The sequence below is a fragment of the Sphingomonas sp. 320_CC genome (genome assembly GCF_059691795.1).
In genome coordinates this window covers 552,578-565,494 of the sequence record NZ_JCAWAE010000002.1, presented here as the reverse complement: position 1 = coordinate 565,494, position 12,917 = coordinate 552,578, and the positions used below count along the sequence as shown (strand labels likewise).

The window sequence follows — 12,917 nt, the reverse complement described above, 5'->3', positions numbered from 1 at the left end:
GGAAACGTCGCTAACCGGGGACGGCACTCCGTTATTGCCACCTTTCCACTTGGACCCCGGCCTCCGCCGGGGAGGTGCTACCTTTGTTGAGCGGCTCGACAGAGCAGAGGAGCCCTGTTCCCCGACGGCAACCAACGCTAAGGCACCGCCGCACGGCGACCCCCGACGAAAGACCCTCATGACCAGCATCCCGATCAAGCGCGCGCTCCTGTCCGTCTCCGACAAGACCGGGATCGTCGATCTCGGCAAGGCGCTGGCGAGCCACGGCGTCGAACTCGTCTCCACCGGCGGCACCGCCACCGCCCTCCGCGCTGCCGGGCTGGACGTCCGCGACGTCAGCGAACTCACCGGCTTCCCCGAAATGATGGACGGCCGCGTCAAGACGCTTCACCCGATGGTCCACGGCGGGCTGCTCGCGGTCCGCGACGACGCCGGCCACGCCGCCTCGATGGCCGAGCACAAGATCGGCGCGATCGACCTCGTGATCGTCAACCTCTACCCGTTCGAGGCGACCGTCGCGAAGGGCGCCGACCGCGACACCGTGATCGAGAACATCGACATCGGCGGCCCCAGCATGGTGCGCTCGGCGGCCAAGAACCACGCCTATGTCGCGATCGTCACCGACCCCGCCGACTATGCGCTCGTCTCCGGCGGCACGACGACACTCGACGACCGCAAGAAGCTCGCGGCCAAGGCCTTCGCCACCACCGCCGCCTATGATTCGGCAATCGCGACCTGGTTCGGCACGGTAGATCAGGCCGAGGAATTCCCCGCCACCCTGCCGATCACGCTCAAGCGCGGCGACACGCTCCGCTACGGCGAGAACCCGCACCAGTCCGCCGCCTTTTACACCGCAACCGGCACCGTCCGCGGTATCGGCCAGGCCCGCCAGCTCCAGGGCAAGGCGCTCAGCTACAACAATCTCAACGACGCCGACGCCGCACTCGAACTCATCGCCGAGTTCCGCGACGCCGAGCCCTCCGTCGTGATCGTCAAGCACGCCAACCCGTGCGGCGTCGCCACCGGCGCCACCCTCGCCGAAGCCTATGCCGCGGCATTCGCCTGCGACACGGTGTCGGCATTCGGCGGCATCATCGCCGTCAACCGCACGCTCGACGCCGAAACCGCGCGCCAGATAACCGGCATCTTCACCGAAGTCGTCGTCGCCCCCGACGCCGACGAGGAGGCGATCGCGCTGTTCGCCGCCAAGAAGAACCTCCGCCTGCTGCTCACCGGCGACCTCCCCGATCCCGCGCGGCTCGGCTTGACGGCGAAGTCGATCGCTGGCGGCTGGCTCGTCCAGGGCCGCGACAACGGCACGCCCGGCGAGTTGAAAGTCGTCACCAAGCGCCAGCCGACCGAGCAGGAACTCCTCGACTGCCGCTTCGCCTGGACCGTCGCCAAGCACACCAAGTCCAACGCGATCGTCTATGCCAAGGACGGTAGCACCGCGGGGATCGGCGCCGGCCAGATGAACCGCCTCGAATCCGCGCGCATCGCCGCGTGGAAGGCAAAGGACGCGGCGGAAAAGGCCGGGTGGTCGACCCCGCGCACGATCGGCTCGGCGGTCGCCTCCGACGCGTTCTTCCCCTTCGCCGACGGGTTGCTGGCAGCGGTCGAGGCCGGCGCGACGGCAGTGATCCAGCCGGGCGGCTCGATCCGCGACGCCGACGTCATCGCCGCAGCGGACGAAGCCGGCCTCGCGATGGTCTTCACCGGCATGCGTCACTTCCGGCACTGAGTTCGACGCGCTCGGATCGCTTGCGCTAACTGTTCCCCCGCGAAAGCGGGGGCCCAGGACCACAAACGGCATCGTTCGTAACCCTGGGCTCCCGCCTTCGCGGGAGAACAGCGTGTGCGGTGAGGTTGCCCATAAAAGAGGCACCCACACCGCGTTGCACAAGTTTTAACCCCAAAACCCCCGCTGCTCCGCCCGCGAGCACACACCACCCCTCCACACCGCAACTGGCACGCACATTGCGAGGCACCTGCCGTAACAAGGGGAAGGGGCGCGATGAAACTCGTCATTGCCATCATCAAGCCGTTCAAGCTCGACGAGGTGCGCGAAGCGCTCACCACGATCGGCGTGGCGGGCATGACGGTCACCGAGGTCAAGGGATTCGGCCGTCAGAAGGGCCAGACCGAGATCTATCGCGGGGCCGAGTACAGCACCAACATGGTGCCGAAGATCAAGATCGAGGTGGTCTGCGCCGCCAGCCTGTCCGACCGCGTGGTCGAGGCGATCCAGGCATCGGCGAACACCGGTGCGATCGGCGACGGCAAGATCTTCGTGCTCGACGTCGGCCAGGCAGTGCGGATCCGCACCGGCGAAACCGACGATTCAGCGCTCTGAGGGGGGACGAGATGAAGCATGATTTGAAGAAGGTCGCCGTCGCGGCTCTAGGGTTCGGCGCGACGATGATCGCCGCCGCACCCGCCTGGGCACAGGCCGCAGCCGCACCGGTGGTCGCGCCTGTCGTCGCGACCGTGAACAAGGGCGACACCGCCTGGATGATGACCTCGACGATCCTCGTCCTGATGATGATCCTGCCCGGCCTCGCGCTGTTCTATGGCGGCCTCACGCGGTCGAAGAACATGTTGTCGACCATGACTCAGATCGGTGCCGTCGCGGCGCTCGCGATGCTCATCTGGGTGATGTGGGGCTACACGCTGGCGTTCGGTCCCGACGTGACCAACCCGCTGCTCAGCAACTTCATCGGCAGCTTCGACAAGGCGTTCCTGAAGGGTGTCACGCCGGCTTCGCAGGCCGCGACCTTCACGGCTGGCGTCGAGATCCCCGAATATGTCTTCATCTGCTTCCAGATGACCTTCGCCGCGATCACCATCGCGCTGGTCCTGGGCTCGGTCGTCGAGCGCATGAAGTTCTCGGCGGTGATGGTGTTCGGCCTGGTCTGGCTGACGATCGTCTATTTCCCGATCGCGCACATGGTGTGGGCATCGAGCGGCTATTTCTTCAAGGCAGGCGCGCTCGATTTCGCCGGCGGCACCGTGGTCCACATCAACGCCGGCGTCTCGGCACTGGTCGCAGCCCTGATCCTCGGCAAGCGTATCGGCTATCCGAAGGAGCCGATGGCACCGCACTCGCTGGTCATGACCGGCATCGGCACCGGGCTGCTCTGGGTCGGCTGGTTCGGCTTCAACGCCGGTTCCGCGCTCGAGGCGAACGGGTCTGCCGCGCTTGCGATGCTGAACACCTTCGTCGCCACGGCATCGGCTGCGCTGTTCTGGATGCTTGCCGAGAAGCTCTCGGGTCACAAGGGTTCCGCACTCGGCTTCTGCTCGGGCATCGTCGCTGGCCTTGTCGCCGTCACGCCGGCCGCAGGCAACTCCGGCCCGTTCGGCGCCATCGTCCTCGGTGCGATCGCCTCGCTCGTCTGCTTCATGGCAGTGTCGAAGCTCAAGCCGATGCTCGGGTACGACGACTCGCTCGATGCCTTCGGGATCCACGGCATCGGTGGCATGATCGGCGCGATCGGCACCGCGGTGGTCTATGCCCCGTCGCTCGGCGGGCCCGGTGCTGCGGACTATGCGATGGGCGCCAAGCTCTTCGTGCAGCTCCAGGCGGTGATCGTGACGATCATCTGGGCCACGATCGGCACCACGATCGCGATCTACGTCGCCAAGGCCGTCACCGGTCTGCGGGTATCGCCGGAAGTCGAGCACGAGGGTCTCGATATCGGCGAACATGGCGAGCGCGCTTACAACTAATCGGTAGCGGGCCAGTCGAGCCCGCACCCACGACGTTCCTCCTGCGGACAACCTTAGCCCGGTGTGGAAACACACCGGGCCTTTTTTATGTCGAACGAAGTGGTACTTCGATCGAGTTTGGAGGGGTGGGCTAAACCACTTCGTACGGCACGGCGCCGCGGCGGTCGGGGTCGACGCGTATCTCGCTGGCGGCCGGCGGAAACGCGCGCTGGTCGCAGTCGGTGCGCAGGCAGATGCGGCACGACGACCCGATCGGCGTAGCGATGCCTCCGGTCCCCAGCGCATCCGCATAGATGAACTCCGACGCGTTCGCCTCCTCGCACCCCAGCGCCACCGCGTAGCGCCGCGCCGGTCGCGTGTACGTCTCGGACGGTTTCACCAGCCCTTTCGCCATCGAGACGTAGCGGATGCCGTCGGTCGTCTCGATTAGTTGCGTCAGGATTCGGTCGGGGATCGCCACCGCCTCGTGGACGATCCACAGCGGACACGCCCCCCCGAACCGCGCGAACTGCAGGCGCGTGGCCGAGTGCCGCTTGGTGATGTTCCCCGCCATGTCGACGCGGCAGAAGAAGAACGGGATGCCCAGCGCGCCCGGTCGCTGCAACGTCGAGAGCCGGTGGCAGGTCTGCTCGAAACTCGTCCCGAAAATCCGCCGCAGCCGGTCGATATCGTGGCGGACGCTCCGTGCCTCCGTCCGGAAGCGGGTATAGGGCATGACGATTGCCCCCGCCGCGTAGTTGGTCAGCCCCGCCGTCAGCAACGCGCGCGCCGTCTCCGACGCCATTTCCGACGCCGCGACGATCCCGCCGATGACGTCGCCGAACTCGTGCCGCGCGACTTGGTGCGCGAGCGAGAACAAGGTCGTCTCACCGGGCTGAGATCCATCGAGCCGCAACGTTGCGCCGTCATAGTCGCGCAAAGGTGCAGCGAGCCCGCCCGAAATCGCGACCGATACGCCGCGCGCCGCGAGCCGAGCCTCCAGCGCAGCGATCCGGTCCGCCCCCAGCGTCTCGCCGATCTCCTCCGCCCGCCGATCGAGCGCATCGACATAATTGCCCGCCGCGTGAAACCAGTCGCGCACGTCCTCCCACGGCAACAACCCAGGCGCCCCCGATCCCGCCACCAACCGGTCGTCGAGCGCGCGCAACTGCTCCTGCGCCCGCCGATACGCGTCGTGCATTGCAACCAACCGCTGCGCCAACAGCGGCTGGTGCTTCACCGCACGCCGCACCGCGGTCTCGTCGAGCGCGGGCGCCTCGACGCTCGTGTCCGACACCGCCTCCAGCGTCGCGATCAGCAGCGCAGTATCGTCCGCCGCGTCGATGCTCCCCCAATCCGCCGGAAACTCGCGCGCCAGCGTGATCAGCACGCCCTCGGTCACCGGCCGGTCGCCATTCTCGATCTGCGAGAGGTAGCTCACCGACAACCCGATCCGCACGGCCATCGCGGCCTGGCTGATCCCGAGCACCCGGCGCAGGTCGCGCAGGCGGTGTCCGACGAAGAGGCGACGCGCGGGCAAAGTCATATCCCCGCCTAGTTTGCAAACATGCCTCGGACAAGTTTGCAACATTGCATTTGCGCATCGCATCCCGCTCTGTGAAGGCAGTCAGCAGGACGGAGAGACGATGTCATCCACGATCGAAGAGCTTGAACGCCGCCGCGAAGCCGCCAGAGTCGGCGGGGGCCTCAAGCGGATCGCAGCGCAGCACGCCAAGGGAAAGCTTACCGCGAGGGAGCGCCTTGACGTGCTGCTGGACGAGGGGTCGTTCGAGGAGCTCGACATGTATGTCGAGCATAACTGCGTCGATTTCGGCATGCAGGACCAGGTGATCCCCGGCGACGGCGTGGTCACCGGCTCGGGCACGATCAACGGCCGCCTCGTCTTCGTCTTCAGCCAGGATTTCACCGTGTTCGGCGGGTCGCTCAGCGAGCGTCACGCGCAGAAGATCTGCAAGGTGATGGACAGCGCGATGAAGGTCGGCGCGCCGGTCATCGGCCTCAACGACAGCGGCGGCGCGCGCATCCAGGAGGGCGTCGCCTCGCTCGGTGGCTATGCCGAGGTGTTCCAGCGCAACGTGCTGGCCAGCGGTGTCGTGCCGCAGCTTTCGCTGATCATGGGACCCTGTGCGGGTGGCGCGGTCTATTCCCCCGCGATGACCGACTTCATCTTCATGGTGAAGGATTCGAGCTATATGTTCGTCACCGGCCCCGACGTGGTCAAGACGGTGACCAACGAGGTCGTGACGCAGGAAGCGCTCGGCGGCGCCGTGACGCACACCACCAAGACGTCGGTCGCCGACAACGCGTTCGAGAACGACATCGAAGCGCTACTTGCGGCGCGCGATTTCTTCGACTTCCTGCCCGCATCCAATCGCGAGGGCGTGCCCGAGCGTTCTACCGCGGACGAATGGGACAGACTTGAGGAGAGCCTCGACACGCTGATCCCGGCGTTGGCGAACCAGCCCTACGACATGCACGAGCTGATCCGAAAGACCGTCGACGAAGGCGATTTCTTCGAGACTCAGCCGGCACATGCGGCCAACATCATCACCGGCTTCGGCCGGATCGAAGGCCGCACGGTCGGCTTCGTCGCGAATCAGCCGATGGTGCTGGCCGGCGTGCTCGACATCAATTCGTCGAAGAAGGCCGCCCGGTTCGTGCGCTTCTGCGATGCGTTCGAGATCCCGATCGTGACCTTCGTCGACGTCCCCGGCTTCCTGCCCGGCACCGCGCAGGAGCATAACGGCATCATTAAGCACGGCGCGAAACTGTTGTTCGCCTATGCCGAGGCGACCGTGCCCAAGATCACCGTCATCACGCGGAAGGCGTATGGCGGCGCGTACGACGTGATGGCGTCGAAGCACCTGCGCGGCGATCTCAACTATGCATGGCCGACCGCCGAGATCGCAGTGATGGGCGCGAAGGGCGCGGTCGAGATCATCTTCCGCGGCAAGACGCCGGAGGAGATCGCCGAACGCACCGCGGAATACGAGGCGCGGTTCGCCAATCCGTTCGTGGCGGCAAGCAAGGGCTTCATCGACGAAGTGATCCAGCCCCATTCGACCCGCCGCCGCATCGCGCTGGGTCTCCGGAAGCTCCGCGGCAAGGCGCTGGAAAATCCGTGGAAGAAGCATGACAACATCCCGTTGTGATCCGGCGGCTTGTTGCATGATGATAAGCACATTATCATGTCATGCGAAGGAGTCGTGACATGCAGACCGAACGCGTGACGTTTCTGACTACGCCCGATCACAAGGCAGCGCTCGATGCGTTCGCGGCGAACAGCGGCATGTCCGTCGGCCGCGTCGTGCGTGAAGCGACAACGCGGTACATTGCTGCACCGGCGTCGCACGACGAGGAAGCGGCATTGGCGTTTCTCGCACCGGAGATCGAGGCCGCTGTCGACGACATGAAGATGTCCATTCAGTCGATGCGGGAGAATATCGCGCGCACCTGCGCTGTGGTCGATGCGGTGTTGGCGGGCGAAAGACCGTGAGTGCGGGTGAGAAAGCATTTGGCGTTTTCAAGACGATCCTGACGCTGAAGGATCAGCTCGATGGTCTCGATCGAGACGTCGCTCAGCTTGGCGGGCGGCTCGCGGGTCTTGCCGGTGCGCATGGTGACCTGCGCGATCGGGTGTCTCGCTTGGAAGGGGTGATCGAAGGCGCTGCAATGGCGGCGGCCCAGCAGCGGAGGATCGAGCAATGATTGCGTTTCTTCTGCTTCAAGCCGCAGCCGTGGCGGCACCTGCACCAACCTGGAAGCTCGCGGATCGCACCAATCAGGCGGGTGTGCGCAGCATCTCCGCGTCGGTCACCGGCAACGATGGTCTGTCGCGGTTCGTGGTGAAGTGCGATGTCGCGGCCGAGCCTATCGTCTCGATCCAGTTCATCCAGCCGCAGCCGCTCGGGTCAGGCGCGGACAAACCCGTCGCGGTGCGCTTCGATGGCGGGCCGGCGTTCACCTATAACTGGCAGTTTCCGGGCACGGGGACCTACGTCACCGATCCCGAGGCGATCACCAGGCTGACGACGTTTCTGGTAAAATCGAAGACGGTACGGGTCGAGACCACCAACGGCGCGAACTTCGCGGTGCAGGCGAATTTCGTCGCGCCGACCAGTGATGCGATGATCCGGCAGGTGCTCGGCGTGTGCGGTTACACGCTGGGTGTCGTTCCCACGCCGCCGCCGCCACCGAAGGATGCGCAATGACATTGGGCCGCCTCAACCATGTCGGAGTTGCGACGCCGTCGATCGCGAAGTCGGTCGAGACGTATCGCCTGCTGCTCGGTGCGACCGCGATTGGCGAGCCCTTCGACCTGCCTGCGCAGGGCGTAAAGGTGTGCTTCATCGATGCGCCCAACACGCAGATCGAGCTGATCGAGCCGTATGACGAGAGTTCGCCGATCGCCGGCTTCCTGCGCAAGAACCCGGCCGGTGGTCAGCATCATGTCTGTTTCGAAGTCGCCGATATCGCCGCCGCGGTCGCCGACCTGAAGGCGAAGGGTGCGACCGTGCTGGGCGAGCCGCGGATCGGCGCGCATGGCACGCCGATCGTGTTCGTGCACCCCAAGGACTTTGGCGGCATGCTGGTCGAGTTGATGGAGACGCCGGGCGATACCGGCGCGCACTAGGAGAGATATGATGGCCGCGTACGAGCATATCCTGAGCGAACGGCGCGGCGACGTGCTGGTGCTGACGCTCAACCGGCCCGACCGGCTGAACGCCGCACCGCCGGCGATGTTCGAGGAGTTGCGCGCGGCGTTGGGCGACTTGAACAGTGCGCGCGCTGTTCTGATTGCGGGTGCGGGACGCGCGTTCTGCTCGGGCGCGGATGTCGGCGGCGGGGCGCTTGGTTCGGACAATCCAGGCGAGGCGACGTTCGCGGCACTGACCGGCAGCTACAATCCGACGATGACGGCGCTCGCCGACCTGTCGGTGCCGGTGGTCAGCGCGGTGCGTGGTCCTGCGGCAGGGATCGGCTGCAGCCTCGCGCTCGCTGCGGATTTCTGCGTCGCGAGCGAGAACGCGTATTTTCTCCAGGCGTTCGTGAATATCGGGCTGGTGCCGGACGGCGGCGCGTCGTGGATGCTGCCTCGCTTGATCGGGCGCGCGCGGGCAACGGAAATGATGATGCTCGGCGAGCGCGTGCCGGCCGCCAAGGCGCTCGACTGGGGAATGGTGCATAAGGTCGTGGCGGACGATGCGCTGGATGCCGAGGCGTTCGCGCTGGCGGAGCGGCTGGCGGCGATGCCGACGGTCGCGCTGGGGTTGATGCGCCGGGCGATTACGGCTGCGTACGAGACGGATTACGCGACCGCGATGCAGGCCGAAGCGGCGAACCAGCGCGACGCGCGTGGGTCTGCGGACTCGATGGAGGGCGGCCGCGCTTTCCTGGAAAAGCGCAAGCCGGTGTTCACCGGGAAATGACCTCCGCCTCCAACACCACCCCGGCATTTCTAACCACCACCCCGGCGGAGGCCGGTGCAACTCTCCGTTACAGCAACCTTTCCAATTGGGCCCCGGCCTTCGCCGGGGTGGTGTTCTCCGCATGACTGACAAACCGAACCCCACCCTCGCGGACTGGCAGGCCGCCGCCGCCAAGGAAGTAAAGGGCGCCGACCTCACCTGGCCGACACCCGAAGGCATCGACGTCAAGCCGCTCTACACCGCGGACGACGTCACCGCCGACCCCGGCCTCCCAGGTTTCGCGCCCTTCACCCGCGGCGTCCGCGCGTCGATGTACGCCGGTCGCCCCTGGACGATCCGCCAATACGCCGGCTTCTCCACCGCCGAAGCCTCGAACGCCTTCTACCGCCGCAACCTCGCCGCCGGCCAGAAAGGCCTCTCGGTAGCATTCGATCTCGCCACCCACCGCGGCTATGATTCCGACCACCCCCGCGTCACCGGCGACGTCGGCAAGGCAGGCGTTGCGATCGATTCGGTCGAGGACATGAAGATCCTCTTCGACGGCATCCCGCTCGACAAGATGTCGGTCAGTATGACGATGAACGGCGCGGTGATCCCGATCCTCGCCTTCTTCATCGTCGCGGGCGAGGAGCAGGGCGTCGACCGCAAACTGCTCGACGGGACTATCCAGAACGACATCCTCAAAGAGTTCATGGTCCGCAACACCTACATCTACCCGCCCGAGCCGAGCATGCGGATCATCTCGGACATCTTCGGCTACACCAGCCGCGAGATGCCCAAGTTCAACAGTATTTCGATCAGCGGCTATCACATGCAGGAGGCGGGAGCGACGCAGCTCCACGAGCTCGCCTTCACGATCGCCGACGGCATGGAATATGTGAAATACGGCGTCGCGTCCGGGCTCGACATCGACAAGTTCGCCGGGCGGCTGTCGTTCTTCTTCGCGATCGGCATGAACTTCTTCATGGAGATCGCCAAGCTTCGCGCCGCCCGCGTGCTCTGGCACCGCGCGATGACGCAATTGGGCGCGCAGGACGAGCGCTCCAAGATGCTGCGTACGCACTGCCAGACCAGCGGCGTCTCGCTCACCGAGCAGGACCCGTACAACAACGTCATGCGCACGACGATCGAGGCGATGGCGGCGATGCTGGGGGGTACGCAGTCGCTCCACACCAACGCGCTCGACGAGGCGATCGCGCTGCCGACCGACTTCTCGGCACGGATCGCGCGCAACACGCAGATCGTGATCCAGGAAGAGACGGGGATGACCAAGGTCGTCGACCCGCTCGGCGGCAGCTATTATATCGAGAGCCTGACGCAGTCGCTGGTCGACGGCGCCTGGACGCTGATCGAGCGGATCCAGTCCGAGGGCGGCATGGCGAAGGCGGTCGCGGCGGGCTGGCCCAAGGCGATGATCGAGGAAGCCGCCGCCGGCCGCCAGGCGCGCGTCGATCGCGGCGAGGACGTCATCGTCGGGGTGAACAAGTACAAGCTCGCCGAACAGGACGCGATCGAGATCCTCGACGTGGACAACGTCGCAGTGAGGGCGGGCCAAATCGAACGCATCGAGCGGGTGAAGGCCGCGCGGGATGAGGCGACATGCCGTGCTGCCCTCGATGCGTTGCGGGAAGGCGCGAAGGGCTCCGAAAACCTCCTCGCGCTTGCGGTCGAGTGCGCCCGCGCCCGCGCCACGCTCGGCGAAATCTCCTCCGCGATGGAAGACGTGTTCGGCCGCTACGGCACGCAGCCCACCCCCGTCTCCGGCATCTATGGCGGCGCTTACGAAGACGATGCACGCTGGACCCGCCTCACCGACGGCGTCGAAGCCACCGAACGCCGGATGGGGCGTAAGCCGCGCATGCTGGTCGCCAAGATGGGCCAGGACGGCCACGACCGCGGCGCCAACCTAGTCTCGTCGATGTTCGGCGACCTCGGCTTCGAGATCGTCCCCGGCCCGCTGTTCCAGACCCCCGCCGAAGCCGCCGCGCTCGCGCTCGAAAACGACGTCGATATCGTCGGTGCCTCGTCACTCGCCGCCGGCCACAAGACGCTGATCCCCGAGCTGATCGGCTATCTCCGGGAGGCGGGCCGCGCGGATATCAAGGTGATCGCGGGTGGCGTTATCCCCGCACAGGACTATCAGGCGCTGCGCGATGCCGGGGTCCAGGCGATCTTTGGACCCGGCACCAACCTGATCCAGGCCGCCGAGGACGTGTTGAAACTCCTCGGCCACAACATGGCCCCGCAAGAGGAAGCCGCCGAATGACGACCACTACGCTGATGTCCCCCTCCCGCCTGCGGGAGGGGCTAGGGGAGGGCAGTGCCGCGAACACTGCTGCCGCCGCTTCTGGACAGACCCTCCCCCGACCCCTCCCGCAGGCGGTAGGGGAGTCTAGGACCGACTGGACTCGCGCGGAAATCGCCGCGCTGTTCGACCTCCCGTTCGACGAACTCATGTTCCGCGCGCAGACCGTCCACCGCGCGCATCACGCGATCGGCGAAGTCCAGCTCTGCACGCTGCTGTCGATCAAGACCGGCGGCTGCCCCGAGGATTGCGGCTATTGCTCGCAGTCCGCGTCGTCCGACTCCGGCCTGAAGGCGGAAAAGCTGATGGACGTCGACGCGGTGCTCGCCGACGCCGCGCAGGCCAAGGCCGCCGGCTCGCAGCGTTTCTGCATGGGTGCCGCCTGGCGCAACCCGAAGCCGCGCGACATGCCGAAGGTCGTCGCGATGGTCGAGGGCGTCCGCGCGATGGGGCTCGAGACGTGCATGACGCTCGGCATGCTCGACGCGGACCAGGCCAAGCAGCTCGCCGAAGCCGGCCTCGATTACTACAACCACAACATCGATACCTCGCCCGAGAATTACGGCAACGTCATCACCACGCGCACCTTCGGCGATCGCCTCGATACGCTGGCGAACGTCCGTGACGCCGGGATCTCGGTCTGCTGCGGCGGGATCGTCGGCATGGGCGAGACGCGCAGCGACCGCGTCGGCTTCGTCCACGCGCTCGCCACGCTGCCGCGCCACCCCGAGAGCGTGCCCGTCAACGCGCTGGTCCCGGTCAAGGGCACGCCGCTCGGCGACATGCTCGCCGGCACGCCGATGGCGCAGATCGACGACATCGAGTTCGTCCGGACGGTCGCCGTCGCGCGGATCACGATGCCGCTCAGCATGGTGCGGCTGTCGGCCGGGCGCGAGAGCATGTCGGAGGCTACCCAGGCGCTCTGCTTCATGGCCGGCGCGAACTCGATCTTCACCGGCGACAAGCTGCTGACCACCGGTAACGCCGGCGACAGCGCCGACGCGACGCTGCTGGCGAAGCTGGGGATGAAACCGATGGTCGGCGCGGAGCCGATGAGAGAGGCCAAGACATGCTGCTGATCGCACTTTTGATGGCCGCCGCGCCGATGCAGTCGCAGGCGACGATGAACGCGTCCGCCGGCACGAGTTACGCGCGGGCGGATGCAGCAATGACTGCGCAGTGGAAGCGGACCTACGCCTACATGAAGGGTCGCGACGCGCAGGACGGGTCGCGCGGCGGCGGGTTCGGCTATGCGGCGGCGCTGCTGGAGAGCCAGCGCGCGTGGCTCAAGTTCCGCGATACGCAGTGCGTGATCGAAGGCGGGCAATACGCGGGCGGTTCGGCGCAGGGCATGACAATTGCCGGGTGTAGGACCGACCTGACGCAGGCCCGCACGAAGCAACTCAAGACGATGATTTGGTACCAATAACCAGTCCGCACCCGGACCGCGTCCG

Annotated in this window: 13 protein-coding genes; 12 read left to right on the top strand and 1 reads right to left on the bottom strand. The window is 66.3% G+C overall.

The genetic code is table 11. From position 1 onward, the window contains the following. The first annotated feature begins 178 nt into the window (after positions 1-178). From purH to AC59GX_RS09545, 3 genes are all read left to right on the top strand, one after another. Positions 179-1,741, top strand: coding sequence for a bifunctional phosphoribosylaminoimidazolecarboxamide formyltransferase/IMP cyclohydrolase (purH, locus tag AC59GX_RS09555; RefSeq protein ID WP_497301597.1), 1,563 nt, complete (start codon positions 179-181; stop codon positions 1,739-1,741). A 273-nt stretch (positions 1,742-2,014) separates the two neighbouring features. After that, on the top strand, positions 2,015-2,353 hold the full coding sequence (locus AC59GX_RS09550; protein ID WP_056053652.1) for a P-II family nitrogen regulator: 339 nt from the start codon (positions 2,015-2,017) through the stop codon (positions 2,351-2,353). 11 nt (positions 2,354-2,364) lie between these two features. After that, entirely contained in the window at positions 2,365-3,729 is a 1,365-nt protein-coding gene (locus AC59GX_RS09545) for an ammonium transporter (protein WP_426280062.1), read from the top strand. A 130-nt stretch (positions 3,730-3,859) separates the two neighbouring features. Here the strand turns inward: AC59GX_RS09545 and AC59GX_RS09540 are convergent, their stop codons facing one another. After that, positions 3,860-5,254: a helix-turn-helix domain-containing protein gene (locus AC59GX_RS09540; protein WP_426280061.1), complete on the bottom strand. Its 1,395-nt coding sequence runs from the start codon at positions 5,252-5,254 to the stop codon at positions 3,860-3,862. Between the two features lie 100 nt (positions 5,255-5,354). Between AC59GX_RS09540 and AC59GX_RS09535 the strand changes: the two genes are divergently transcribed. The 9 genes from AC59GX_RS09535 to AC59GX_RS09495 all read left to right on the top strand — a co-directional run bounded on the left by AC59GX_RS09535 (position 5,355) and on the right by AC59GX_RS09495 (position 12,892). Next, complete coding sequence (locus tag AC59GX_RS09535; RefSeq protein ID WP_497301595.1) at positions 5,355-6,881, top strand: acyl-CoA carboxylase subunit beta; 1,527 nt, start codon at positions 5,355-5,357, stop codon at positions 6,879-6,881. Between the two features lie 59 nt (positions 6,882-6,940). After that, positions 6,941-7,225, top strand: coding sequence for a hypothetical protein (locus tag AC59GX_RS09530; protein WP_093400483.1), 285 nt, complete (start codon positions 6,941-6,943; stop codon positions 7,223-7,225). Continuing rightward, positions 7,222-7,437: a hypothetical protein gene (locus AC59GX_RS09525; RefSeq protein ID WP_056063944.1), complete on the top strand. Its 216-nt coding sequence runs from the start codon at positions 7,222-7,224 to the stop codon at positions 7,435-7,437. The genes AC59GX_RS09530 and AC59GX_RS09525 overlap by 4 nt, the downstream gene beginning before the upstream one ends. Beyond that, a complete protein-coding gene (locus tag AC59GX_RS09520) occupies positions 7,434-7,940 on the top strand; it encodes a hypothetical protein (protein WP_426280059.1) in 507 nt (168 codons plus the stop codon). Before AC59GX_RS09525 ends, AC59GX_RS09520 begins: the two co-directional genes overlap by 4 nt. Then, positions 7,937-8,362, top strand: a complete 426-nt coding sequence (gene mce / locus AC59GX_RS09515; protein ID WP_253071401.1) for a methylmalonyl-CoA epimerase — start codon at positions 7,937-7,939, stop codon at positions 8,360-8,362. Before AC59GX_RS09520 ends, mce begins: the two co-directional genes overlap by 4 nt. A gap of 7 nt (positions 8,363-8,369) precedes the next feature. Further along, the gene (locus AC59GX_RS09510; RefSeq protein ID WP_426280058.1) at positions 8,370-9,158 is read left to right on the top strand and encodes an enoyl-CoA hydratase-related protein; all 789 of its coding nucleotides are present in this window, start codon (positions 8,370-8,372) and stop codon (positions 9,156-9,158) included. A 121-nt stretch (positions 9,159-9,279) separates the two neighbouring features. Continuing rightward, complete coding sequence (scpA, locus tag AC59GX_RS09505; RefSeq protein ID WP_426280057.1) at positions 9,280-11,424, top strand: methylmalonyl-CoA mutase; 2,145 nt, start codon at positions 9,280-9,282, stop codon at positions 11,422-11,424. Further along, positions 11,421-12,542, top strand: a complete 1,122-nt coding sequence (bioB, locus tag AC59GX_RS09500) for a biotin synthase BioB (RefSeq protein ID WP_497301593.1) — start codon at positions 11,421-11,423, stop codon at positions 12,540-12,542. The genes scpA and bioB overlap by 4 nt, the downstream gene beginning before the upstream one ends. Then, on the top strand, positions 12,533-12,892 hold the full coding sequence (locus tag AC59GX_RS09495; RefSeq protein ID WP_426280055.1) for a lysozyme inhibitor LprI family protein: 360 nt from the start codon (positions 12,533-12,535) through the stop codon (positions 12,890-12,892). Before bioB ends, AC59GX_RS09495 begins: the two co-directional genes overlap by 10 nt. Positions 12,893-12,917 lie beyond the last annotated feature (25 nt).